This window comes from Corynebacterium sp. CCM 9203 (assembly GCF_041357675.1).
Classification (GTDB): domain Bacteria; phylum Actinomycetota; class Actinomycetes; order Mycobacteriales; family Mycobacteriaceae; genus Corynebacterium.
In genome coordinates, this window is the sequence record NZ_JAUERY010000001.1 from 152,429 (window position 1) to 176,766 (window position 24,338).

The window sequence follows — 24,338 nt, forward strand, 5'->3', positions numbered from 1 at the left end:
GTTAGTTCGCCCCGGACACACCGGCTGATTCGAACGTTGTCATATCACGCATCACGTCGACGGCGACTTTCACGAGTGGTAAGGCAGCGGCTGCGCCTGAGCCTTCACCCAGGCGCATCTGAAGTTCGATGATCGGCTGTTTCCCCAGATGTTCGAGGGCGATGCCGTGTGCGGGCTCGGCACTGCGGTGGCCGGCGAGCCACCATTCTGAGGCTCCGGGGGCGAGACGCTCCGCCCACAGTGCCGCGGACGTCACCACGACGCCGTCGAGAATCACAGGGGTACGCCGTACCGCGGCTTGCGCAAGGAACGCAGCCAACGCGGTTATGTCGGGAGAAGACACTGTGCGGAGCACGGCCACGGGATCATGCACGAGGTTCCTTGCGCGGAACATAGCGTCCCGGACGGCCGTGGTCTTCCGTTTCCATCCCTCATCGTCGATACCGCTACCACGACCGACGACAACTACCGGTTCCGTACCCGTAGCCAGTCCAATCAGGACGGATGCAGGTGTGGTGTTCCCTATGCCGAGGTCGCCCGCGATGAGGAGGTCAGCGCCCGAGTCAATTTCCCGGTCGGCGATGGTCCTCCCGACCTCGATTGCCCGTGACGTCTCGTCGGCGGTCATCGCATCCTCGACATTGATGGCTCCGCTCCCCCGACGAACGCGATCCGGCCCGTCGGCATCGTGATCGAGGGAGATGTCGGCAACCCTGACTCGGGCGCCCGCAGCACGGGCAAGGACATTCACGCCCGCGCCGCCGACCTCGTCGATGTTCCGTGCCATCTGGAGCGAGACCTCCGCCGGGTAAGCCGAGACGCCGTACCTGGCAACCCCGTGATCGCCTGCGAAGACAACGATAGACGGGTCAGTGAGGGGGACTGGGGGACAAGATCCCTGACATGCTGAGAGCCACGCGCCGATCTCTTCGATTCGACCGAGGGAACCGGCGGGTTTCGTGAGCGTGAGTTGGTGTGCGACAGATGCCCGGTAAGCCCCCGCATCGGGAGATGTAACGGCTGGGAACAGATCGGCATCGGTCATGGAGCTGTCTCCTTCGATCAAAATTCGGGTGAGAGCTGAATGCCGTACCGCTGACACGGAGGCCATTCACGCTGGTGTCTTTTCCCGGATGCCATCTGTTGGTTCCCGGTGACGCTGAAATTGGCTGTTGAGTTACTTCAAGACTAGCGGCAGACCGGCAACAACCAGTATGACCCGATCGCAGACCTCCGCGAGCTCAGAGTTCAGCCTGCCGATTTCATCTCGGAACAGTCGAGCCGAACGCTGTTCGGGGATGACACTCATTCCAACTTCAGGTGACACGAGGATGAGATCGAAACCGACCGGTAACCGCGCCACCGCGGACACCAGTTCCCGACAACGTGGAGCGACGGTACCCCGGGGTTCCTCCCACGCGGCTGCGGTATCGACGGTGGACGTCAACCAGGTGCCGAGGTCATCGATGATGATCCAGCCTGGAGGCGGATTCATCAGTACATCGACCGCGTCAACGGTGTCGACGGTGCGCCAGTACGACGGACGACGCGCGGCGTGCTCACGGATTCGCGCGGAAAAATCGTGATCACCGGGCCAGGGCCGAGCTGTAGCCACATAGGTGACATCAGGAGCGTCGGGGGGAACCAGAATCTCGGCATACGATGACTTACCGGAACGGGCACCTCCGAGGACAAGCGTGCGCATCGTACCCGGACCCCGTTCTTATACCTCGGCTCCGACAGTGACACGCGGTTTCGGGGTGCGCAGTTTCCGTGGCTGCGTCGCACGGGAGTAAGCGTAGAAACCAAGGGATACCCCGGGGGCGGTACTGCCGGGGAAACGCTCCCGGGTGGCACGGTTCACCCTGCGGGCGATCACGACCCCCTCGATGAAGAACATCAGGATCACCGCCATGGCGATCAACGTCAACGCGTTGGCGACGACCGGGTAGTACTGCGAGGTGAACATGATGACGAGCAGAACAAGGGCGACCGGCATCACCAACGAATTGAAGAATCGTTGACTGTCGACCCAATCGCGAACGAAACGCCGTTCATCGCCTTTGTCCCTGTCCTGGAGGTATCGGTCATCGCCTGCGTCGATGTGTTTCTGTACTTCACGTCTGCGGGCTGCGCGTTCGTCGCGTTCGCGTTTCTTGTACGCCTTGTATTCCTGCTTGGTCATTGACGCCTTCAACGCCTTCTTGCGTTCCCGCATCTGCCGGAGAGTCTGTGGATTGTCGACTGGGTCCCGGATGATGCCTCTCTCGCGCTCAACCTCCTTACGTTTGGGAGTTGGACGTCCCTTGGGTGGGGTGTACCCCTTGGGGAGTGAGCGCGAAGGAGCGTCATGTTCGTCAGTGGAACCGGCCCCGGTGGGTCCGGACTGCGTTGTGCCGTCGGAGGCACCGGTGCTCGAGGATTTCTGCCAGGGTAGTTTCACACAGTCAAGATTACAGCGGGTCTCAGCGGCTCGGGGTACCGGGAGGGGCAGCACCGTGATCAGCGTTCCGGGTGACGTCTCGATCACGAGGTCACGATGTCGGTCCCCGCTCATACTTCGCTGGTGTGCGGGAGATGGCACCCGCCAGGTGCATCGTCCCCCGGCGCAGTAGTACGGTGGTGCACACAAGCTCGACGTCACCCTTCACGGGTGCCATCTATCAAGGAGAGACACCGACATGACCGCACCCGAGACAAGTACCGGTGTGATCCTCACTGAAGCTGCGGCTGCCAAAGCCAAGGCACTGCTCGATCAGGAGGGTCGCGATGATCTGTCCCTGCGTATCGCCGTACAGCCTGGTGGCTGTGCTGGGTTGCGCTACCAGCTTTATTTCGATGACCGTGATCTCGATGGAGACAAGGTCGATATGATCGGTGGTGTCCGCCTCGTCGTGGATAAGATGAGCGTTCCCTACCTCAATGGGGCGCGGATCGACTTCGCGGATACGATCGAGTCCCAGGGCTTCACCATCGACAACCCGAACGCCTCCGGTTCGTGCGCCTGCGGGGACTCCTTCAACTAATTCAGGTTGTTCAACACCGCTCTGGTCGGTACGTAGGAAGAAAGATGACCGTTCCCGGCCCCGGGAACGGTCATCTTTCTTTGTGTTCCAGATGGTGGACTGTTGAAAAGTGCGGGAAAACGATGTCCGTACCGTACCCGATTCGGTTCCCACAGCCGGTGGTCCCAGACCCAGTTCGGCGCGTGAGCGTCAGATCTCGACCGGGTACTCCCGCTGTTCGATGTTCGGGTGGATCCGGTGCTCGACGAAAATCCCGTGCCAGATCATGAACGCCAGAACCGTCCACAGACGGCGGGAGTGGTCGGAGACTCCTTTACGGTGTTCGGTGAGCATCTCGCGGACGGCCGGGATGTTGAAGATGTGTTCCGTCCCGGATGCATTGATGGTATCCAATGCCCAGTCGTGGAGTTCGTCGCCGGCGAGCCAGTGCCGCATGGGAACCGGGAACCCTAGTTTACGACGATGCAGGACATGCGGTGGGACGATCTGTTCGAGTGCTTTGCGCAGGGCGTATTTCGTTGTTCCCTCCGCGATCTTCAGGTCATACGGGATCGTCTCGGCGACGGCGAACACCTCACGGTCGAGGAACGGGACACGAAGCTCCAGTGAGTTGGCCATCGTGATTTTGTCCGCTTTGACCAGGATGTCTCCGCGCATCCAGGTGAAGAGGTCGAGGTGCTGCATCCGCGCTACTGGGTCCATGTGTGTGGACTGCGCGTAGATGGGGGCCGTGACATCCGTGTGGTCCCAGTCGCGGCGGGCGTCGGGGAGCACTCGCTGTAGTTGCTCCCAGTTAAACGAACGCGCATTGCCGTAGTAGCGCTGTTCCATGGGCATAGTTCCGCGCTCGAGGAGTGACTTCCCCTTCATTCCGTCCGGAAGCGACCGGGAGAACATCGCGAGGGCTTTCTTCAGCGGGTCGGGTACCCGGTTGAAGGGGGCGAGCGACAGCGGTTCCTTGTAGATGGTGTATCCGCCGAACAGCTCGTCCGCCCCCTCGCCCGAGAGCACCACCTTGACGTGTTTTCTGGCTTCGGCGGCGACGAAGTAGAGAGGGACGAGCGATGGGTCAGCAACCGGATCATCCAGGTACCACATAATCTTCGGTACCGCGTCGACGTATTCTTCCGGTGAGACAACCTTGACGATGTGCTCTGCACCGATCGCCTCCGCAGATTCTGCGGCGACATCGACTTCGGAGTAGCCCTCACGTTCAAAGCCCGTCGTGAAGGTGAGGAGATTCGGGTTGTGCCGTTTGGCGAGGGTCGCGATGGCAGTGGAGTCGATTCCACCGGAGAGGAAGGATCCGACGGTTACATCCGCTCGCATGTGTTTTGCGACGGAATCCTCCAGCGCTGCGGCGATACGGTCGAAGAGATCCTGTTCGCGCCCCTTGGGGACAGGGCGTGCCGGGAACTGCGGTCGGAAGTAACGGCTCTGGATGACCCCGCCGCCGGGAACGACAGTGGCCGTGCATCCGGATTCGAGGCGGCGGACCCCGGCATGCAGGGTCTCAGGTTCCGGTACATACTGAAGATCGACGTAGTGCTCGATGGCGCGGTTATCCAGGGTGTGATCGAGTCCGATGGCCGGGCCCATCTCGAGGATGCACTTCTTCTCGCTTGCGAACACGGTGCCGTGGTCGGTTGTCGCGTAGAACAGCGGTTTGATACCAAAGGGGTCACGGGCGAGGAAGAGCTCGTGATCCTTGGTGTCCCAGATGGCGATGGCGAACATCCCCCGAAGGTGGTTCACGACATCCGCCCCCCAGTGGTGGAAACCGACCAGAATTGGCTCACCGTCACCGGAAGTGGTGAACGCATAGCCGCTCTCCTCGAGTTCACGCCGGAGCTCGAGATAGTTGTAGATCTCACCGTTGAAAGTCATGGTGTAGCGGCCGGGTTCACCCTCCGGGCCCCACGAGATCGGTTGGTGTGAATGTGCGATGTCGATGATTGATAGCCGATTGAAACCGAAAACGGCTGATTCATCGTGCCAGGTCCCGTCCTCATCCGGGCCGCGGTGCCGCATGCAGGGCAATGCCTGCTCAACAGCAGTCACGTATGATGCAGCGTCTCCGCCGGACGTGAGCATTCCTAGTAGACCGCACATTGCCGGTTGTCCTTCTTCCTGTTGATGCCGGGTGATTTTGAGCCTGTCCGTGCCGTGGCCGGACCCATTGGAGATACTGTACTTGGCTGTGGAACAGCTACGGTTCGAGCACCGCTGATCAGGTGGCGATACGGAGGGGGAATATTCTCTCTGACCGTAGTCTGGGGGTGGAATGGGGGGTATTCCTCTTGGTTTGGGTCAGGGGGAAAGGGGTTCGATACTCCGGTGCGTGAGCTGACACGCTAGATGACGAGTGGGGTCATTCGCCCATTTGAGGGTATCCACAAGGATGAGATTGTGTGAGTTACCTAACAGGGAGAGGGGTTGATGTTGGGTCTGACCATGGCGCATGCAGTAAAATCCTCACCGTTCTATAAGGCGTGAAACGGTCACGTCGGTGCAGCGACAGCAGACGGCGTGGTTTCCCGGCCCGGATGCGATAGTCTGCGAAGTTAGGAAGGGCGTTGACGTCCTTATATTTTTAGTGTGGACAGGAAGGCAGACACACGTGGAACAGCGAAACAAGCGTGGTTTCAGGCGCAGGGCGATGCTCGTGGGCACCATCGGTGCGGGCAGTCTTGCACTGACCGGCTGTGATGTCGAGGCGCCAGGCGGAACGATCGGCCATCTTCTCCGTTTTGGATGGCCGGAGGGAATTACGCCTGAGGCCACGGCCATGGGTAACTTCTGGGTCTGGATCTGGGTCGCGGCCTGGATCATCGGAGCAGTGATGTGGGGGCTCATGCTCTATTCCCTCTTTATGTTTTCGGCGAAGCGTGCTGAGAAACAGGGGAAGGGTGAGTTTCCGAAGCAGGTCGGTTACAACGTTCCGGTCGAGCTGGTTCTCACCGTCATGCCCATTCTCATCGTTCTGACCATCTTCTTCTTCACTGTCCAGACCCAGGACAAGGTGACCGCGCTGGACAAGGATCCCAAGGTCAAGGTTGATGTGACTGCTTTCCAGTGGAACTGGAAGTTTGGTTACGGGGAGGTCGCTGCTGAGCTGTCCCCGACAGGAAACCTGTATGACGGAACTGATCAGGCACGCCAGGCGGCCGCGCAGCAGCATGAGGGCTTCGAGACGACCCGCGGCGCGGAGGGTGAGGCACATCATCCGAAGGAAGCCGGTCCGATTCATGGCAAGCCTTCGTCCGATTTGAGCTACCTCCATTTCGACAAGATCGAGACCGTGGGAACTACGGAGGAGGTTCCCGTTCTGGTGCTTCCTTCGCAAACCGCCATTGAATTCGATCTCGCTTCTGCGGATGTTGTTCACTCCTTCTGGATCCCGGAGTTCCTGTTCAAGCGTGATGCGTTCCCGCACCCGGAAGCGAACCTCTCCGAGCGCCGTTTCCAGGTTGCAAAGATCGAGGAGGAAGGCGCATTTGTCGGACGGTGTGCCGAGATGTGCGGTACCTATCATGCGATGATGAACCTGGAGATCCGGGTTGTCTCTCCGGAGCGGTTCACCGAGTATCTTAGATACCGGATGGAGAATCCGGATGCCCCGAACTCCGAGGCGCTGAAGGCGATCGGCGAGGCTCCTTACGCGACGAGCACCAGCCCGTTCCTTCCAGGACGTACCGACACACGTTCCGTCAGCCCCGGCAGCAACACCGTCGACCTCAACAAGACCGCACAGTAAAGGGAGCTGACCAACAATGAGGAATGCCTCCAAGATTTTCTACGGGATCACTGTTTTCATGGTGGTCATGACCGTGATCTACATCGTATCCACCATGCACCTCAATGATTCCGCGAATATTCAGGGCCTGGAGTGGGTCGGCGCGACCGGTCTCGCACTGTCTGCGGCACTTGCACTGATGCTCGGCGGTTACTTTCATTTCACCGAACGTCGTATGGACATCCTTCCCCAGGACTGGGAGGAAGCTGAGGTTGAGGATGGATCCGGGATGCTCGGGTTCTTTAGTCCCTCGTCCATCTGGCCTTTCGCGATGACCTGTGCTATTGCGCTTCTTGGATACGGCGTCGTGTTCATGGCATATTGGCTGGTCGGTATCGGGGCTGTGCTACTCATCATCTTTGCCACGATGCTCAATCTGCAGTACGGCGTTCCACCCGAGAAGCACTGACCGGCGTATCGGTCGAAATTAGCGGTCCTCCAGCCTTCCGGAGGACGCCCCACAGTACCCCGCCCTTATTTTACGGGCGGGGTACTGTGGTTTTGCTATGTCGTTGGTGATCCGTGATGTTGTGCTGTTGAACATGTCGGTGGAAATGGTACAGGCTCTCGTTTCGTTGTCGAATACCTGTACGATCCTCCTCGTGGAGTCATCTCGTCTCAGAAGTTGGCGATTTGACGTGATTATGTCGTGTTCCGCTTCTCCACCTTTATTTATGTGTGGGCAGAGAGGGTGGTGGGGGGACATGGCGCGGAGGAGTCGGAATGTGCCTCCGCGAAGAAGAATGCCTGCGGTGAATTTCCCTCTCCTGAACTTTCCGGTGGGGCTAGGCGATCCGTAACGCGCTGGCTGCATTAAAAACCCTGGTGAGCGGGGGTCAAACTAAAGTTGTAGAGGGCGCAATTCCAGTCGGTCTAAAATGTGAGATGGGTAACATCTGTTTTTCCGTTCCGTCCCCGATGGTCCTCTGGGGGGTGTTTAGGATTTACCGCGGATGACGCAATGTGGGGGAGGGGGTGAGGGGGTGTGGCCCTGCTACCTGCGAAAATCGTGCGTCGGATGGAAGAGGCGGAAAGTTCCACGGTCCAGGAAAATTTCCGGATAATTTAAGGAACGCCTGGAAGAACCTGCACCTTTTGATAATCGACTGATTGTCGTGGGGGGCGTGAGATGACTTAAACCTGAAAACCGACCATACTGGTTGACGTGACGAGCGCAGTAGGAAACCCAGGAATGGCAGCAACGCAACGTGTTGCGGCACTGAACCGACCCAACATGGTCAGTGTCGGCACCATTGTGTTCCTGTCGCAGGAATTGATGTTCTTCGCTGGTCTGTTCGCGATGTACTTCGTGTCTCGCGCCAACGGCCAGGGGGAGAGCTGGGACCATGGGACCAGCTTTCTCAACGTCCCGTATGCGTTGGTGTTCACCACCATTCTGGTGGCCTCTTCGTTCACCGCGCAGTGGGGCGTCTTCGCTGCGGAAAGGGGGGACGTCTTCAGCCTGCGGATCTGGTACACAATCTCTACTCTGATGGGTCTGACCTTCCTCGGGGGTCAGATGTACGAGTACACGCACGCGGTGCATGAGGGACTGACGATTCAGGGCAGTGTCTACGGTTCGGTTTTCTACATCACCACCGGATTCCATGCGGCCCACGTTCTCGCGGGTGTCCTCGCTTTCGTGGTCGTCCTGATCCGGGTCAGCAAGTCGAAGTTCACGCCGGCCCAGGCAACCGCAGCGATGGTCGTGTCGTACTACTGGCACTTCGTCGACGTCGTCTGGATCGCACTGTTCATCACTATTTACTTCATTAAGTAGGCCGTAGCCGCCGACGCGATCACGGACTCACCCCCGGGTATCCGCGCACAGGCCTACAGCCCTTCACTTTCCGAGCACACGTAATAAGGAAAATGATGGAAACCAACCCACAGACCACCGGGACCGCCGCATCAGCAGCGGCCTCGGCCAAAAAGGTCAAGAACCGCCGCAAGGTTCGGCGCACCGTAGCTGGTGCCGTCGCGCTGACGGTCGGACTGACTGGCGCCGGCCTCCTGGCTGGCGCTCTGACACCTGATGTTCAGACCGCTACCGCGGCCAAGGATGAACAGTCCATGATCCAGGAGGGCAAGGATCTCTATGACACCGCCTGCATCACTTGCCACGGGGCGAACCTCCAGGGTGTGAAGGACCGTGGTCCTTCACTGATAGGCGTCGGTGAAGGTGCCGTCTACTTCCAGGTTCATAGTGGCCGGATGCCGATGATGTCGAACAACGCTCAGGCGGAGCGGAAGCCCGCTCGGTACAACGAAGAGCAGACTCTCGCGCTGGCCGCTTATGTCAACGCCAACGGCGGCGGTCCCGGTATCGTCCGTAATGAGGACGGAACCGTCGCACTCGACAGCCTCCGGGGCAAGAACTACAACGGCAAAATCGACCCGGCCGACGTTGCCCGTGGTTCGGATCTTTTCCGACTCAACTGCGCGTCATGTCACAACTTCACGGGTAAGGGTGGAGCCTTGTCCTCGGGTAAGTTCGCACCGCCACTGGCACCGGCTAATGAGCAGGAGATTTACCAGGCCATGCTCACCGGGCCCCAGAATATGCCGAAGTTCTCCGATCGCCAGCTCTCTCCGGATGAGAAGAAGGACATTATCGCCTTCCTGAAGTCCGTCAAGGAAACCCCCGACCAGGGTGGTTACGGTCTCGGTGGTGTCGGACCAGTCGCTGAAGGCCTCCTGATGTGGCTGTTCGGCATCGTGGTTCTCGTCGCCGCCGCTCTGTGGATTGGATCGCGCTCATGAGCAACACCGAAAAGAAGTACACGACGCAGGAACTCAACGCGATGACTAATGAGGAGCTCGCCCGTCTGGGTACCGAGCTCGATGAGGTCACGGTCGCCTACCGTAAAGAGCGTTTCCCGCTGGATAATGATCCCGCTGAAAAGCGTGCGGTTAGGACCGTCGGATTCTGGTTCGGTCTCGGTGGTGTCATGGCCATGGCCTGTATCGCGATCTACATCTTCTGGCCTTGGGAGTACAAGTATCTCGGCCAGGATGGGCTGTGGGCCTACTCCCTTTACACGCCGCTTCTCGGACTGACGCTCGGTCTGTCGGTGCTTTCCCTGGGTATCGGAGCGGTCGAGTTCGTCAAGAAGTTCATCCCTGAAGAGGTGGCGGTCCAGCGTCGTCACGACGGTCCCTCCGATGAGGTCGACCGAAAGACCATTGTCGCACTGTTGAATGACTCCTGGGAGACCTCGACTCTCGGCCGCCGTAAGGTGCTCATGGGAATCATGGGAGGCAGCGCGGTGCTCGCTGGTCTCGCGATGTTTGTCCCATTAGGTGGAATGGTCAAGAATCCCTGGAAGAAGGGCCCTCTCGGTATCCAGGGTGACGGTACGTTATGGACGTCCGGGTGGACGTTGTTCGACCACGGTGAAAAACTCTATCTGGGCCGGGACACCGGTGCCATCGCTGTCGAACATGACGGTCATATGACAACCCAGGGGATCACACGGTTGACCCGTATGCGTCCCGAGGACATGGAGGCCGGCGGCATGGAGACGGTTTACCCACTGCCGGTGAGCTACGTGAACGACGGTGACGCCTACGATCCCAAGGCTGACGTCTACACGGAGCAGATGCACTCGATTCACGGGCCCCGTAACCCGGTCATGCTGATTCGCCTTCGTAGTGCTGACGCAGCCCGTGCCGTTCAGCGTGTGGGCCAAGAGGCCTTCCACTATGGTGACTACTACGCGTACTCGAAGATCTGTACCCACATCGGTTGCCCGACCTCGCTGTACGAACAGCAGACCAATCGTATTCTCTGTCCGTGTCACCAGTCGCAGTTCGACGTGCTGCAGTTCTGCAAGCCGGTGTTCGGTCCCGCTGCCCGCGCACTTCCGCAGCTTCCGATCACCGTCGATGATGAGGGTTACCTCGTCGCGGCTGGCAACTTCATCGAGCCGGTTGGTCCGGCCTTCTGGGAGCGTCGCTCATGAGTAACAAGAAACTTGCCCAAGTAGCCGACAACCTCGATTCACGGCTCACCATCTCCGGTGTCATGCGCACCCAGATCAATAAGGTCTTTCCGACCCACTGGTCGTTCCTCCTCGGTGAGATCGCGCTTTACAGTTTCGTGATTCTGTTGATGTCCGGGATCTACCTCACCCTCTTCTTTGATCCGTCGATTACCAAGGTCATTTATGACGGGACCTATGCTCCCCTGCGAGGCGTGGAGATGTCGCGCGCCTATGAGACTGCCCTGAACATCTCCTTCGAGGTTCGCGGTGGCCTGTTCATCCGCCAGTTACACCACTGGGCGGCTCTGATGTTCGCCGTCTCGATCATGGTCCACATGATGCGTATCTTCTTCACCGGCGCCTTCCGGCGTCCGCGTGAGGCAAACTGGATCATTGGTTGTATCCTGCTGCTGCTCTCCGTGGCTGAGGGCTTCTTCGGCTACTCACTTCCCGACGACCTGCTTTCCGGTGTCGGTCTACGAATCATGTCCGCCATCGTCATCTCACTCCCGGTTGTCGGCACCTGGATGCACTGGTTGATCTTCGGGGGCGATTTCCCCTCTGACCTGATGCTTGATCGCTTCTACATCGCTCACGTACTGCTGATACCGGGTATTCTTCTCGCACTCATCGCTGCGCACCTGGCGCTCGTGTGGTTCCAGAAGCACACCCAGTTCCCAGGGCCTGGACGTGCGGAGAACAACGTCGTTGGCGTTCGTATTCTTCCGGTGTTCGCTGTGAAGTCCGTGGCATTCGGTTTGATCACCTTTGGTCTTCTTGCGCTGCTCGCAGGTATAACCCAGATCAACGCTATCTGGAACCTCGGTCCGTACAATCCGTCGCAGGTTTCGGCCGGTTCCCAGCCGGACATCTACATGCTGTGGACTGACGGTGCTGCCCGTGTCATGCCTGCGTGGGAGCTGTATTTCGGTAACCACACGATTCCGGCGGTGTTCTGGGTCGCTGTGATGCTCGGTATCCTGGTCGGCCTGCTGTTCGCCTACCCGTTTATAGAGAAGAAGATCACGGGCGACGATGCTCATCACAATCTGCTCCAGCGTCCGCGGGACGTGCCGGTGCGTACCTCGATTGGTGTCATGGCGATGGTTTTTTACTTCCTACTGACCTTGTCCGGTGGCAATGACCTATTTGCCCTGCACTTCGATATCTCCTTGAACGCCATGACCTGGATTGGTCGTATCGGGTTGGTTGTACTTCCGCCTCTGGCTTATTTCATGACGTACCGTCTGTGCATCGGGCTCCAGCGTTCTGACCGAGAGGTCCTGGAGCACGGTATTGAGACAGGCATCATTAATCAGATGCCGAACGGTGCATTCGTCGAGGTCCACCAGCCGCTCGGACCGGTGGATGAGCACGGTCACCCGATTCCGCTCGAATATGCTGGTGCGAAGGTACCGAAGCAAATGAACGAACTCGGTTACGCCGGGCACCCCGGACGCGGAGGTTTCTTCAAGGCTGACCCCGAAGATATCGCGGCGAAGGCACGTGAGATTGAGGAATCGAATCATCACGAAGAGACCGAGATGCTGCGGAGGCTGCAGGAATCGGTTCGTGCTGAGGATCGTGCCCGCGGGTTCGACAACTAGAATCATTTCCGGTTCTTCGAAATCGGTGAAACCCCGGATCTCCGGCCACATTCAAAGTGGCAGGGATATCCGGGGTTTCCCGTTTTCCGGTACTTCCAAAGTCAGTGGCGTTAGTGTTCCTCTGTTCCCCTTGTGCGGGCATCTGCGGGTGCGTGACACTGCTGCGGGCTATCCAACGGTGTTTCCGAGGTAAGCGGATTCGAGGACAGCTCGTGGCGTGAGGCGAACCGAAGTGGGGCCGATACTTCACAAATTCGATTTTCGACTGCTGCTGATGACAGGTAAACGGTAGGTGCTCGGCATTGTCTTCCCAGATGCCCGAGTGGGTTCTCGTCGATTCTGCTTGGGATAGTGATCAGTTTTGGGGCGCGGTGATACAAAGGGGGCCTCCCCGGGGTGTAGTTGTACTGATGACGTTGTATCGGCGCAATGTCTGGGCGGTGGAAACCGGAACCTGCTGGGTGGACGTGAAGTCGGAGTCTGCAGGGCGCATTATCCTGCTAGGAACCTAGCGGGGGGGCAGGGTTTGGGTGCCTCCGGATAGTGGAGGCCGGTGGTCGTGTTCATCGGATTCGCTGTATTCGGACCTCGATTCGGAATATGTGACGAGTACCACAAATATTTATCTGCTACTAGATACTGTGTTTGGTTGGCGAGGGGACATGTTTCTCGAGGCTATTTGGAATTTGCGGTAAACTGCTGGTCAGTGCCTTTTTTGCTAGACTGTGCAGTTGGGGAGCTTGCCAGGGGGGACGGGGCTGATGGTTTGGTTGAGGTCCGGTTGAGAAACGATAACGGAGCGATAACGTCCTTGGATTGACGGTTTGAGTGGACATGTTGTTATCCGTTTCGTAATCTGATTGAGACATTGCGGCAGGCGACGGGGATAGTCCCGGAAGCACCGCCAATGAAAACCGAAATACACACCTTTTCGCACCTTCGACAGACGGCAGAGAGTCTGCCTGAATCGATACCGCGAGCCGGGGACCCGACACCCAAAGTAACTCTGGGGTGAATCCCACACGAGAACGACCACCGTCGCACGATGGCCGTGGAGTGGGGTAGGAGCCTTCCGCTTCCGAGCCCGACAGCTAACCCGGCAGGTAACACACTGGAAGATTTGGAGATTCATTCGTGGGTAAGCACAGCCGCCGTAGTAACAAGACGGTCCAGCGGGCAGCAATCGCATCCGCTGCAACTTTCGGAGCTACCGCCGCTCTGACCTCCCCGGCACAGGCCGCGGAGGTTTACATTCCCAATACTGACCTCTCCTTTGAGGTTGCGGGTCTGGAGAATATTCCGAACATCGCATCGGTGCCGGGCATTTCCGAGTGGGTTCCTTCACTCGCTGGACAGGCAGCCCAGGCCAATTACTCCGCTATCGCGGCGGCTCCGCTCGAGCAGCAGTTCGTTGCTGCGCCGGCTGCTGATGGGCAGCGTGTTGTCGATGCCGCCCGCTCAAAGATCGGATCCCCCTACGTGTGGGGTGCCACGGGTCCGAATGCGTTCGATTGCTCGGGTCTGACCTCCTGGGCTTATGCCCAGGTGGGCAAGCACATTCCCCGTACGTCTTATGCACAGGCTGCAGGTGGAACGCCCGTTTCCTTCAATAATCTTCAGGCCGGAGACATCATAGCCTTCTACTCAGGCGCGTCCCATGTGGGAATTTACTCGGGACATGGAACTGTCATCCATGCGATTCAGTCGGGCACCCCGCTCTCCGAGACCTCACTCGACTACATGCCGTTCCATTCAGCGGTTCGTTACTGATTCACCTCGGTGACCACTTCCGTTCCGCCATTCGGGTTTCCCGGATGGCGGTTCGTCAGTTCAGGGAGTCGGAGCGCTGATCCAGTGAAGTACCGATGAAGAGTGTGGATCGTCGCTGAACTCCGCTCGCAGTCATCCCAGGGGTATTTTCGGAAGACCCGCTAACGTTCTATAGTCGTTTGAAGCGGATCGCTCTCCCGGTCTGTTCCCTTTATGAACCACACTCTCGGAAAGTTGAACACCGTTGCAGTTCTTCAGGTTGCGTCGACGTCAGTCGATCTTCGCCAGCGTTGCTGTCGTTGGTCTCATGTTCTGCCCGTCGGTTCCTGCCGTCGCAGACCCAGAGGGGGTGCAGGCAGAGGCTGAGGCGCCACAGGATCTCGGATTCCTCATCGAGGAACTCGGCCGGAATTCTCACCAGGCTGAGGTGCAGAATGAAGAGGTGAAGCAGCTTGAGGAACAACTTGCCGAGAGGGAACGCGAGGTTGAGGAACTCCGGAAACGTGCCGATGAGGCCCGCGAGCGTGCAGAGCAGGCTGATCGTGAGGTTGACGGGGCCAGAGCTGAGGTCGACCGGATCGCCCAGTCTCGTTACCGGGGGGTGGCCGTTGATCCTCTCACGATGTTGATCGATGCCGCTGGGCCGCAGGAAGCGATTGATCGGTCAGCATATATGAATGCCCTGTCTCGTCGATACTCGGATGCGCTCAATGAGCTGAAGAGGGCCCGGGCGGATGCGGGACGCGCCAGGGGAAAGGTGTCGAGGGCGCAGGCACAGGCTGAGTTCCGCGCCGGTGAGCTCAGAGCCAGACGTGCGAAGTTGGAAGCGGAGCGTATTGATCTTGAACGCCTTATAACGGATATCCGGAATCGGGTCGAGAACATGTCTGCGACCGAGAAACTCGCCTGGATCAACAAGAACGGGCCCGTAGACCATTCTCTTGACGGAATTATGGGCATGAATCCGTCAGGGATGTCGGCACTTGAACAGGCGATGTCCAAGATCGGGGCGCCGTATGTCTGGGGTGCCACCGGTCCTGATTCTTTCGACTGTTCAGGGTTGGTGGTCTGGGCGTACGCGCAACAGGGCAAACGGTTGCCGCGCACCTCTCAGGCGCAGATGGCGGATGGTGTCCCGGTGAGCCGGGACCAGCTTCAGCCGGGCGACGTGATCGGTTTTTATCCCGGAGCCACCCATGTAGGAATCTATGCGGGTGACGGGATGGTGGTCCATGCCTCGGATTTCGGGATTCCTGTGCAGGTGGTGCCGATGGATTCGATGCCTTTCTTTGGCGCGCGTCGCTATTAGCGCGGACTTACCCGATGACGCGGACTCTTCTGGTCACCAATGATTTTCCACCCGCACTCGGTGGAATCCAATCGTATCTCAGGGATTTTATCGGGACGTTGGATCCCGAGGAGACGGTGGTATTTACCTCGACCCAGGACCGGGCCGCAGCGGTTTCCCATGATGCCGATGTTCCCTATCGCGTCCATCGCTGGCACAGGAAGATCATGCTTCCGACCCCCGCCACTGCCCGGGCGATGCAGGGCGTGATTCGTGCAGAGAAGATTGACACGGTTTGGTTCGGAGCTGCCGCCCCTCTTGCTCTCCTCGCACCATCTGCGAGGCAAGCTGGTGCCCGCCGGATAGTGGCTTCGACGCATGGACACGAGGTCGGGTGGTCGATGATCCCGGGGGCAAGAGCGATGCTCCGCCGCATCGGATCCCAGTGCGACCATGTCACCTACATCTCCAATTACACACTCGGTAGATTCCGGAGTGCCTTCGGTCCTGCTGCCACATTCAGCGCCTTGCCGTCAGGCGTCAGCACGGATGTGTTCTGCCCGGCGGACGAGGCGCAGAAAGAAGCTACCCGGCGTGAGTTCGGTATTCCGGGGGAAGCACCTCTGGTCGTCTGTATTTCCCGCCTTGTCCCTAGAAAAGGCCAGGATCAGCTGATTCGTGCGATGCCCGGGGTGCTTGCGGTGAATCCTGAAGTCAGGCTACTCATCGTTGGTGAGGGTAGCTACCGGAGGCGTCTATCGGCCATGATCACACCGAACCTCGTGGATAGTGTGCAGTTGACCGGGAAACTCGATTTCGAGGCGATGCGACGCCTGCTTGCGGCAGCAGATGTGTTCGCTATGCCGTGCCGTACCCGGGGGGGCGGACTTGATGTGGAAGGACTGGGAATTGTGTACCTCGAGGCTCAGGCCAGTGGTGTACCGGTTATCGCCGGTGATTCCGGAGGCGCACCGGAAACCGTCACTCGGGAGACCGGGATCGTTGTCGGTGGGCGTGACACCGGAGCGTTGACTGAAGCGCTGAACCGTCTTCTCGGAGATGCAGATCTGCGATCCCGGATGGGTGTTGCCGGGCGGCAGCATGTACTCGGTAACTGGACGTGGGACATCATGGGCGCCCGCTTGAGGCGTGTTCTGGAAGGAACTGCATCGGTTTAGAAACCCGCCAACCGTACCGCAAGTGGGGAGTACGGCTCTCTTCCCGATATAATGGCCAGGTTGTTGAACAAGACGTCACAGAAACAAGGTGCGAACATGCCACTCCCATCGGGTTCGGTCACCGTCGGGTTCGATATCGGCGGAACCAACCTGCGGGGTGCGGCGGTGGATGCCGAAGGCCACATCATCGACACCACGCAGGTGCCAACCCCCGGAACCGCTGAAGAACTTGAAACCGCAGTCACCGAAATCGTGTCCCATTACCGTCGTCGCCAACAGGTGACCGGTGTGGGGCTCGCGGTAGCCGGGTTCCTTGATCCCGAATGCACCACGGTGCGTTTTGCCCCCCACCTGCCGTGGCGGGACGCTCCGGTTCGGGACATACTCCAGGAGCAGTTGGGACTTCCGGTCACTCTTGAGCACGATGCGAACGCGGCGGCGTGGGGTGAGTACCGTTTTGGGGCTGCCCGGGGTAGTCGAATCTGGGTGTTGTTCGCGGTGGGTACCGGTATCGGTGGTGCGCTCATGATCGAGGGAAAACTCTACCGGGGTGCATACGGCACCGCCCCAGAGTTCGGCCACCTCACTGTCGTCCGTGACGGTCGTCCGTGTTCGTGCGGAAAATTCGGTTGTCTCGAGCGCTACTGTTCAGGTACTGCTCTGGTCGACACCGCCCGGGAGATCATCGTGGCCGGGGCCGACGATACGTACGGTCTCGCTGCAGATTACCGCGAGAGCGGAAGTGGGGAACTCACCGGACGGGTGATCATGGACGCCGCTCGAGGTGACGATCCGGTCGCGGTTGCGGCGGTACGGGATTACACCGCGTGGTTGGGACAGGGGCTCAGCGTTGTCGCTGATGTGCTCGACCCGGAACTGATCGTCATCGGGGGAGGGGTCTCGACGGATGCCGATCTGTGGCTGGAGGATGCGCGTTCTCACTTCACGGGGGCGATCGTTGGAGCTGGGCACCGTCCCCTTGCTCGTTTGGCCACAGCAGAGCTGGGTGCTGACGCAGGTATGATCGGCGTGGCGGACTTGGCCCGGGGAGACACCTGATACCCGAGCTGCAACCCGTCAGCCCTGACTCACATGGTGCATTACTGATCAGTGGGCCGGTAGAACGAGTCTTTTCGTCTTGTCGAAGGAGCGTATAACGCCATGAAGATCAAGTGGTACTGGTTGTTCAAACATGTCGTGATCGGGCCGTTCCTGCGGGTATACAACCGTCCTGATGTCCGCGGTGTAGAGAACGTTCCGGCGACCGGTGGCGCGATCATGGCGTCCAACCACCAGACCGTGATGGACTCCTTCTTTCTGCCGTTGCTGATCCCCCGTCGGATCACGTTCCTTGCGAAACAGGAGTACTTCACGGGAAAGGGGATCATCGGTAAGCTGCAACGCGCATTCTTCCTCTCTGTCGGTCAGGTTCCCATCGACCGGAGTTCCGGAGATGCCGCACGCTCTGCCATCGAGACCGGAATCGAGCTCGTGCGTCAGGGTAAGGTTCTGGGGATATATCCGGAGGGGACACGCTCACCGGACGGCCGCATCTACCGGGGAAAGACGGGGGTGGCGCGTATGGCATTGGCGACGGGGGCACCGGTGATACCCGTCGCCATGTTCGGTACTCGTAAGGCGAACCCGATCGGTACTTGGGTGCCACGGCCCGCTAAGGTTGGCATGCACATCGGAAGTCCCATTGACCCGATTCAATTCGTCACATCAAGAGGACTCTCGTCCGATAGCTATGAAGCTGCGCGGGCGCTGACGGACCATATCATCAAGGTTCTCGTTGATATGACCGGCAATGAGTACGTGGATTGCTATGCAGCGGACGTCAAGCAGTCCCTCGCTGCCGGTAACGGTTATCCTGATGGAACGGAGCCGGGCTTCGGCCAGAAAAAATCCCCGGGGGAGTGAGTACTCCATTTCCGGGGGCCGTTCCGGGAAAGATCCATACGAGGCCAACCTGGGTGACTCACTCGGGACGGATCATTGATCTCTTCTTTTTCATCATCGCTACACTTGCCGCGACCGTCCTCGCCATCGACGTCTTCCGTGCTTCTTTCAGCGCCAGACTTCTACATCTGCTTCTTCTGCTACCTTTCTGGGGGATAGTCGCTTATCTGGTTCTCCCTCGAATACACACACTTCTGACCGCGATCTACGTTCCCAACTATTTCATCGGACGGGCGCGGACATCCGACGGATTGTTGGGTGATCCGATCAATCTCGCATTCGACGGAAGCGCCCGTGAGATACACACCGCCATGACGAAAGCGGGATGGCGCCTCGCCGACGACATCACGATGCGTAGTTCCCTCGGAATAATCCGTTCGGCTTTGCTCCGAAAAAGTTATCCTCACGCTCCTGTCAGTCCACTCCTGGTTTTTGGGCGGAAGCAGTGTTTCGCGTATCAGCAGGAGGTGGATGGGAACGCGTCACAACGCCACCACGTTCGCTTCTGGCGGTGCCCTGATGGGTGGTTCCTACCGGGGGGAATCCGGGCAGATTGGCTCGCCGCAGGTACCTATGACCGTGCTGTGGGTCTGTCTCTCTTCACATTGCAGATTACCCACAAAGTCGATGCAAATATCGACGTCGAGCGTGACTACATCGTCAATTGCTTGGAGGGGTCGGATGCACGGATCCAACACCGGGTAATCGAGAATTTCTCAACCGGCTACCATTCCCGGAACGGCGGCGGAGATGAGGTGCGGACTGATGGGAACTTGCCGGTGGTCGACCTGACAGGGGTCATCCCGGACCAGGATTTCGATCAAATGCCGTGGGCCGTGGTACGAGCAGCGTGCGGATATCCCGACCTCGGTGATCCCGCTGCCGGCGCCGCAGCGAGCCCTGACTCAGACCTGCATGAGGTGCTCCGGTCGTCTGGCGCGAAGGAGGACGGCGACCGCAGGCCGAATTCGGTGATCGCGGGAGTGTTCCTTGCATTCGTTGCTGTCTTTTTCGACGTCATCATCGATGTCCAGGCTGTGGAGCGACTCACCGCAGAAATCGACCCGGTACTCGGAGGTATCGTCCAGATACTACGTGGAGTCAGCTACGTGGGGTTGTTGATCTGCGCCTGGCGTACCTGGCGGGGCAGTGGCAGCTCGAGGATATGGCTGCTCGGATTTGCGCTGTTCAATCTGTTGGCAGACGGCGTCATTTTCAAAGCCATGGGAGAACAACTCGATGCGGTCTTACCGGTTGCGGCGATCTGCGTCAACATCGTGCTTCTTCTGGCGTTATCCGAGGATAGTGCGAGGATCTGGAGTACCCGGAGGGGTGTGTGCTCGAAGGCTCCATCTCGGGAGGGGCCCGTATGGTGAGGTGCACACAGCACATGGTTGGATGGAGGTCATGACTGATACCACACCTCCGTGTCCCGAATGCACCTGCGAGTACACCTATCCGATGGACGCCCTGATCATCTGCCCGGAGTGCGCCCATGAGTGGGCGCCGGGCGAGGAGCTCGGTGAGTCGGAGAATCCGGGTACTCCCGTGATTGTGGATGCCGTAGGTAATGTTTTGCAGGACGGAGATACCGTTACCGTTATCAAAACCATGAAAGTGAAGGGAGCGGCTCAGCCCATCAAAGCGGGTACGAAGGTCAAGGGAATCCGCCTCGTTGACGGAGTTGGGGACCACGACATTGACTGTCGAATCGAGGGGTTTGGAGCGATGCAGTTGAAGTCATCGGTCGTGCGTAAGGCATAAACGTGCAGGCTGGATCAGCGCTGAAAACGTCGCTGCCACACACATCGTCCTGAACAGAGTTGTTTTCGTGCTGGGGTCAGACCAGGTGGCCGGACACGATTACGTTGTAGTCCAGGTCGCGGCCCCCGCCTACGGCGCATGCGATGAGAATGATCCGTCCCGGAATATCGGTTGAGTTGAGTTCGATGTCGTTGATGGCGTCTGACTTCGGGACGAGCCAGGTATTGTCGACCACCCACTGTCGTTGACGTCCCATGCTGTCCGACAGTGTGATCAGGGAACCGTTGAGGACCGGCGTCGCCCAACGGCGTACAGTGCCCCCACCATAGGCGGGAACCATTTGTGGCGGAGCCGAAAGGTTCACGGAACGCGTCGCCAGTTCGGAGAAACCGTTGAACACCAGCCACTGCTGGGCCCACGCGTGGCCGAGGACATAGACCGTACCCCGGTCGGCGGAGGTCGGCGATACTCCCATCCCACGGACCCACCGGACCATGCTGTTCTGCGGGCCGGGGGGATTCAGTGGGAGCACGTACGCCATCGGCCCGTAATCTGCTCTCTCCACCGGGGCTGGACCAGTCATCCGGAAGATCCCGGTTTCACCTGGGGCGGGTCCTACGTTGGGATTGTGGCCGGGAAGGTTCATCACGGCTGCGGGTGTGGGAATGAGCGGTGGTGCAATAGGAATCGGGTGCGCGACATGTGCAGCGACGGGGGTGTGATCGGTGTTTCCACTGGGAGAATCCGGTGTCGGTGACGGCGGGATGTCAGCCGAACCTGCTCCGGCGTCAGGTACCGGGACCAGTGGTCGAACCGAAGCCGGATCGGATTCCTTCCGTGGATCCACCGATGTGGGGTGCGTGGTCGATTGTGCGGGACTAATGTCCTGATCTGACGAAGACTCACTGGTTGAAGGGGGTGTGGAGCTCGTTGATGATGGGTTCATCGCATGGGGGGAGGCCTCCGCGGTTGTGTTGAGACCTGATGGCTCAGAGGTCACTGACTTCACGACCACGAAGGTGGTGAAAGCCAGGAGGATCACCGCGAGGACGGCGAGTACCGCGCGGGTACGGGGTGGAATGCCGCTGGTGGCTTCGTTCATGATACCCATGTTACGCGCCTGTCTGGGGATTTAAGCAACGTCCGTGGAATATCGGGGTGGGGTTCCGGACCCTGAACATTCGCTTAGACAGACCGGTCCGTGGAACTGGTGGTCAGAGTTGGATCTGGCAATGCTCCGGGGGTGGTTGGCGTAGGGGGTGTTGATTCGGTGGGGGATCGCAACATGCGTGTTATCTGCCCTGTTGAACGGATAGTTTTGGCAGGATGCTTGGGTGTTCGATGGTTTTGGGGATGTGAGTCGGTGGGTGGTTTGGTGTCCACACGCTTGACAGACCAAGCGGTCTAGTATTGGCTTGTCTGCATGGCCACAGGCCACCTTGGGCCGCCCCAGCGGTCAGACATCTGATCTGTTCAAGACGAACAAAAGGACCCTCCATCCATCATGAGTAACTCGATTACCGCCACTGTCGTCGGCGTACCCCGCATTGGACCGAAGCGAGAGCTGAAGAAGGCGCTGGAAACCTACTGGCGTGATTCATCGACCGGATCCGACCTCGCGGAGACAGCTCGGGTTCTGGCCCGAAACTCCGCGGCCGATCTGGTTTCCGCAGGCCTGGATTCTGTACCCACCATCGGTCGCAGTTTCTACGATCAGGTTCTGGATACTTCAGCACTACTCGGGGTACTGCCGCGGCGGGTCGCGGACATCACCGATCATGACAGCACCGGCGAGGGGGATGATCTGCCCGCCTTTATCGACCGTTACTTCGCTGCGGCCCGCGGCACCTCGGAGCTTCCCGCATCCGCGATGACCAAGTGGTTTGACACCAACTACCACTACATTGTCCCGGAATTGACGGCGGACACTCGTTTTGAACTTGATGACGAGGCATTCGTCGCGGATGTCAGGGAACTGGTTGCAGCGGGTATGCCCGCTCGTCCGGTTGTCATCGGCCCGCTGACCTATCTTGCTCTCGCCCGGACCACCGATGGCTCAGATGCGTTGGACCACCTTGAATCGGTGACGAACGCATACGTCGCGCTCATCGACGACCTTGCCAAGGCCGGTGTCACCTGGATCCAGTTCGATGAACCCTGGCTGGTCACCGATGTGGCCTCCGACGCCGGTCGCCGTGATGATCTGCTCAAGCGCACCCGTGTCGCTTACGAGCGTCTCGCCGCCGCTGCGGCCGCCGTCCCCGGTGCTCCCGAGCTGCTGGTCCAGACCTACTTCGGTGACGGCGACGTCGCCGTGCGCACCCTCACCGGGACCGGTGTCGCCGCTATCGGCGTCGATCTCGTTACAGGCCGCACCGATGAGCGCCGTTCCGACGCCACCGCGATTGCAGATGGGGATCTCCTCCCGTCCTGGAAGGGAACCGAACTGCTTGTCGCCGGAGTCGTCGACGGGCGTAACATCTGGCGCACGGACCTCAGCGCCGCGCTGAACACCCTGAAGGCACTGAAGGAGCGCGGTTCTGTCGCCGTGTCCACCTCCAGCTCATTGCTGCACGTACCCTACTCCCTCGCCCAGGAAACCTCCCTGGACGATGATGCCGAGCTGCGCTCCTGGCTCTCCTTCGGTGCGGAGAAGGCCGCGGAGGTCGCCCTCCTCGCCCGCACCCTGACGGGTGAGGACACCGATGCCGACCGCGCGGCGGTCAAGGAATCCGCCGAGGCGGTCGCGTCTCGCCGCGGTTCGGCCCGCACCCACAACGAGCAGCTGCGCTCCCGTACCTCCGCAGTCACGGACGCCGACCGCGACCGCGACGACTATGAGACCCGTGTCGTCGCCCAGCGCGAGGAACTCGGCCTGCCGCCGCTACCCACCACCACTATCGGTTCCTTCCCCCAGACGACCGAGATCCGTCGCGCCCGCGCGGCCCACAAGAAGGGCGAACTCACCGACGAGCAGTACACGCAGGCGATGAAGGACGAGATCGCCGACGTCATCCGCCGCCAGGAGGAACTCGGCCTCGACGTCCTGGTCCACGGTGAGCCCGAGCGCAACGACATGGTGCAGTACTTCTCCGAGCAGCTCGAGGGCTACCACTCCACGGACCTCGCGTGGGTCCAGTCCTACGGGTCCCGGTGCGTCCGCCCGCCGATCCTGTTCGGTGACGTCACCCGGCCCACCCCGATGACCGTCGACTGGTTCCGCGTCGCCCAGGAGCTCACCGACAAGCCCGTCAAGGGCATGCTGACCGGCCCGGTCACCATGCTCGCCTGGTCCTTCGTGCGTGACGACCAGCCGCTCGGCGAGACTGCCGACCAGGTGGCCCTCGCCCTGCGCGATGAGATCGACGACCTTGTCGACGCAGGCGCGAAGATCATCCAGGTCGACGAGCCCGCCATCCGAGAGCTCCTCCCGCTGAAGGCCGAGCAGCAGACCGACTACCTCCGCTGGGCCGTCGGTTCCTTCCGCCTGGCGACCTCGGGTGTCGCCGCGAACATCCAGATCCACACCCACATGTGCTACTCGGAGTTCAACGAGCTCATCGGCACCGTCAGTGACCTGAACGCGGACGTCACCTCGATCGAGGCCGCCCGAAACGGGATGCAGGTTCTGACCGCGCTGAAGGACTCGGGATTCCACGCCGGCGTCGGCCCCGGTGTTTGGGACATCCACTCACCGCGTGTCCCCGACCGCGGAGAGGTCGACGAACTTCTCGCCGCTGCTCTCGATTCCGTTGATCCGCGTCAGCTCTGGGTCAACCCCGACTGTGGTCTGAAGACCCGCGCTTGGCCTGAGACGACCGCGAGCATCGAGGTGCTCGTCGCCGCCGCGAAGAACGCCCGAACCACCGTCTGACCCTGGTGACACCCACCGACACTGACCCCCGCGGCCGTCGACATGCACGATGACGACTGCGGGGGTCGTCCCTTTCCCGACCACGAA

General features: G+C 59.7%; 21 protein-coding genes and 1 riboswitch. Of the genes, 15 read left to right on the top strand and 6 right to left on the bottom strand.

Annotated features, from left to right (window positions below):
• Position 1: 1 nt before the first annotated feature.
• The 4 genes from cobT to QWU44_RS00690 all read right to left on the bottom strand — a co-directional run bounded on the left by cobT (position 2) and on the right by QWU44_RS00690 (position 2,660).
• Positions 2-1,045, bottom strand: coding sequence for a nicotinate-nucleotide--dimethylbenzimidazole phosphoribosyltransferase (gene cobT, locus QWU44_RS00675; RefSeq protein ID WP_370913793.1), 1,044 nt, complete (start codon positions 1,043-1,045; stop codon positions 2-4).
• A gap of 132 nt (positions 1,046-1,177) precedes the next feature.
• The gene (locus QWU44_RS00680; protein WP_370913794.1) at positions 1,178-1,705 is read right to left on the bottom strand and encodes a bifunctional adenosylcobinamide kinase/adenosylcobinamide-phosphate guanylyltransferase; all 528 of its coding nucleotides are present in this window, start codon (positions 1,703-1,705) and stop codon (positions 1,178-1,180) included.
• 18 nt (positions 1,706-1,723) lie between these two features.
• Entirely contained in the window at positions 1,724-2,557 is an 834-nt protein-coding gene (locus tag QWU44_RS00685; RefSeq protein WP_370913795.1) for a DUF3043 domain-containing protein, read from the bottom strand.
• Positions 2,535-2,660, bottom strand: coding sequence for a hypothetical protein (locus QWU44_RS00690; RefSeq protein WP_370913797.1), 126 nt, complete (start codon positions 2,658-2,660; stop codon positions 2,535-2,537). The genes QWU44_RS00685 and QWU44_RS00690 overlap by 23 nt, the downstream gene beginning before the upstream one ends.
• Positions 2,661-2,681: 21 nt before the next feature.
• On the opposite strand from QWU44_RS00690, the gene QWU44_RS00695 reads away from it, so the two are divergent.
• A complete protein-coding gene (locus QWU44_RS00695; protein ID WP_370913798.1) occupies positions 2,682-3,026 on the top strand; it encodes a HesB/IscA family protein in 345 nt (114 codons plus the stop codon).
• Positions 3,027-3,215: 189 nt separating this feature from the next.
• Here the strand turns inward: QWU44_RS00695 and asnB are convergent, their stop codons facing one another.
• A complete protein-coding gene (asnB, locus tag QWU44_RS00700) occupies positions 3,216-5,138 on the bottom strand; it encodes an asparagine synthase (glutamine-hydrolyzing) (protein WP_370913799.1) in 1,923 nt (640 codons plus the stop codon).
• 508 nt (positions 5,139-5,646) lie between these two features.
• On the opposite strand from asnB, the gene QWU44_RS00705 reads away from it, so the two are divergent.
• The 13 genes from QWU44_RS00705 to QWU44_RS00765 all read left to right on the top strand — a co-directional run bounded on the left by QWU44_RS00705 (position 5,647) and on the right by QWU44_RS00765 (position 20,377).
• Positions 5,647-6,783: a cytochrome c oxidase subunit II gene (locus tag QWU44_RS00705; RefSeq protein ID WP_370913800.1), complete on the top strand. Its 1,137-nt coding sequence runs from the start codon at positions 5,647-5,649 to the stop codon at positions 6,781-6,783.
• A 16-nt stretch (positions 6,784-6,799) separates the two neighbouring features.
• The gene (locus QWU44_RS00710) at positions 6,800-7,231 is read left to right on the top strand and encodes a cytochrome c oxidase subunit 4 (protein WP_370913801.1); all 432 of its coding nucleotides are present in this window, start codon (positions 6,800-6,802) and stop codon (positions 7,229-7,231) included.
• Positions 7,232-7,987: 756 nt separating this feature from the next.
• Positions 7,988-8,602 carry a heme-copper oxidase subunit III gene (locus QWU44_RS00715; protein ID WP_370913802.1) on the top strand — a complete coding sequence of 205 codons (615 nt, stop codon included), beginning with the start codon at positions 7,988-7,990 and terminating at the stop codon, positions 8,600-8,602.
• A gap of 92 nt (positions 8,603-8,694) precedes the next feature.
• Positions 8,695-9,585, top strand: a complete 891-nt coding sequence (locus QWU44_RS00720; protein WP_370913803.1) for a cytochrome c — start codon at positions 8,695-8,697, stop codon at positions 9,583-9,585.
• Entirely contained in the window at positions 9,582-10,787 is a 1,206-nt protein-coding gene (locus QWU44_RS00725; protein WP_370913804.1) for a ubiquinol-cytochrome c reductase iron-sulfur subunit, read from the top strand. Before QWU44_RS00720 ends, QWU44_RS00725 begins: the two co-directional genes overlap by 4 nt.
• Complete coding sequence (locus QWU44_RS00730) at positions 10,784-12,415, top strand: cytochrome bc complex cytochrome b subunit (RefSeq protein ID WP_370913805.1); 1,632 nt, start codon at positions 10,784-10,786, stop codon at positions 12,413-12,415. The genes QWU44_RS00725 and QWU44_RS00730 overlap by 4 nt, the downstream gene beginning before the upstream one ends.
• A gap of 949 nt (positions 12,416-13,364) precedes the next feature.
• A riboswitch (cyclic di-AMP (ydaO/yuaA leader) is annotated at positions 13,365-13,537 on the top strand.
• 12 nt (positions 13,538-13,549) lie between these two features.
• Positions 13,550-14,185, top strand: a complete 636-nt coding sequence (locus QWU44_RS00735; protein WP_370913806.1) for a C40 family peptidase — start codon at positions 13,550-13,552, stop codon at positions 14,183-14,185.
• Positions 14,186-14,429: 244 nt separating this feature from the next.
• Positions 14,430-15,494: an NlpC/P60 family protein gene (locus tag QWU44_RS00740; RefSeq protein ID WP_370913807.1), complete on the top strand. Its 1,065-nt coding sequence runs from the start codon at positions 14,430-14,432 to the stop codon at positions 15,492-15,494.
• A gap of 14 nt (positions 15,495-15,508) precedes the next feature.
• A complete protein-coding gene (locus QWU44_RS00745; protein ID WP_370913808.1) occupies positions 15,509-16,651 on the top strand; it encodes a glycosyltransferase family 4 protein in 1,143 nt (380 codons plus the stop codon).
• 96 nt (positions 16,652-16,747) lie between these two features.
• Entirely contained in the window at positions 16,748-17,710 is a 963-nt protein-coding gene (locus tag QWU44_RS00750; protein WP_370913809.1) for an ROK family protein, read from the top strand.
• Positions 17,711-17,812: 102 nt separating this feature from the next.
• Entirely contained in the window at positions 17,813-18,574 is a 762-nt protein-coding gene (locus QWU44_RS00755) for a lysophospholipid acyltransferase family protein (RefSeq protein WP_370913810.1), read from the top strand.
• 53 nt (positions 18,575-18,627) lie between these two features.
• Positions 18,628-19,989 (top strand): LssY C-terminal domain-containing protein, encoded by a 1,362-nt coding sequence (locus QWU44_RS00760; protein WP_370913811.1) that lies wholly within the window; start codon positions 18,628-18,630, stop codon positions 19,987-19,989.
• A gap of 31 nt (positions 19,990-20,020) precedes the next feature.
• On the top strand, positions 20,021-20,377 hold the full coding sequence (locus QWU44_RS00765) for a zinc ribbon domain-containing protein YjdM (protein WP_370913812.1): 357 nt from the start codon (positions 20,021-20,023) through the stop codon (positions 20,375-20,377).
• Positions 20,378-20,453: 76 nt separating this feature from the next.
• On the opposite strand, the gene QWU44_RS00770 is transcribed toward QWU44_RS00765, so the two are convergent.
• A complete protein-coding gene (locus QWU44_RS00770; protein ID WP_370913813.1) occupies positions 20,454-21,479 on the bottom strand; it encodes a hypothetical protein in 1,026 nt (341 codons plus the stop codon).
• A 402-nt stretch (positions 21,480-21,881) separates the two neighbouring features.
• Between QWU44_RS00770 and metE the strand changes: the two genes are divergently transcribed.
• Positions 21,882-24,251, top strand: coding sequence for a 5-methyltetrahydropteroyltriglutamate--homocysteine S-methyltransferase (metE, locus tag QWU44_RS00775; protein ID WP_370913814.1), 2,370 nt, complete (start codon positions 21,882-21,884; stop codon positions 24,249-24,251).
• Positions 24,252-24,338 lie beyond the last annotated feature (87 nt).

Coding starts and splice junctions, on each gene's coding strand:
- QWU44_RS00730 (WP_370913805.1), top strand. CDS start 10,784: ATGAGTAACAAGAAACTTGCCCAAGTAGCCGACAACCTCGATTCACGG.
- metE (WP_370913814.1), top strand. CDS start 21,882: ATGAGTAACTCGATTACCGCCACTGTCGTCGGCGTACCCCGCATTGGA.
- QWU44_RS00745 (WP_370913808.1), top strand. CDS start 15,509: ATGACGCGGACTCTTCTGGTCACCAATGATTTTCCACCCGCACTCGGT.
- QWU44_RS00695 (WP_370913798.1), top strand. CDS start 2,682: ATGACCGCACCCGAGACAAGTACCGGTGTGATCCTCACTGAAGCTGCG.
- QWU44_RS00765 (WP_370913812.1), top strand. CDS start 20,021: ATGACTGATACCACACCTCCGTGTCCCGAATGCACCTGCGAGTACACC.
- asnB (WP_370913799.1), bottom strand. CDS start 5,138: ATGTGCGGTCTACTAGGAATGCTCACGTCCGGCGGAGACGCTGCATCA.
- QWU44_RS00770 (WP_370913813.1), bottom strand. CDS start 21,479: ATGAACGAAGCCACCAGCGGCATTCCACCCCGTACCCGCGCGGTACTC.
- QWU44_RS00720 (WP_370913803.1), top strand. CDS start 8,695: ATGATGGAAACCAACCCACAGACCACCGGGACCGCCGCATCAGCAGCG.
- QWU44_RS00680 (WP_370913794.1), bottom strand. CDS start 1,705: ATGCGCACGCTTGTCCTCGGAGGTGCCCGTTCCGGTAAGTCATCGTAT.
- QWU44_RS00685 (WP_370913795.1), bottom strand. CDS start 2,557: ATGAGCGGGGACCGACATCGTGACCTCGTGATCGAGACGTCACCCGGA.
- QWU44_RS00725 (WP_370913804.1), top strand. CDS start 9,582: ATGAGCAACACCGAAAAGAAGTACACGACGCAGGAACTCAACGCGATG.
- QWU44_RS00750 (WP_370913809.1), top strand. CDS start 16,748: ATGCCACTCCCATCGGGTTCGGTCACCGTCGGGTTCGATATCGGCGGA.
- QWU44_RS00690 (WP_370913797.1), bottom strand. CDS start 2,660: ATGGCACCCGTGAAGGGTGACGTCGAGCTTGTGTGCACCACCGTACTA.
- QWU44_RS00710 (WP_370913801.1), top strand. CDS start 6,800: ATGAGGAATGCCTCCAAGATTTTCTACGGGATCACTGTTTTCATGGTG.
- cobT (WP_370913793.1), bottom strand. CDS start 1,045: ATGACCGATGCCGATCTGTTCCCAGCCGTTACATCTCCCGATGCGGGG.
- QWU44_RS00755 (WP_370913810.1), top strand. CDS start 17,813: ATGAAGATCAAGTGGTACTGGTTGTTCAAACATGTCGTGATCGGGCCG.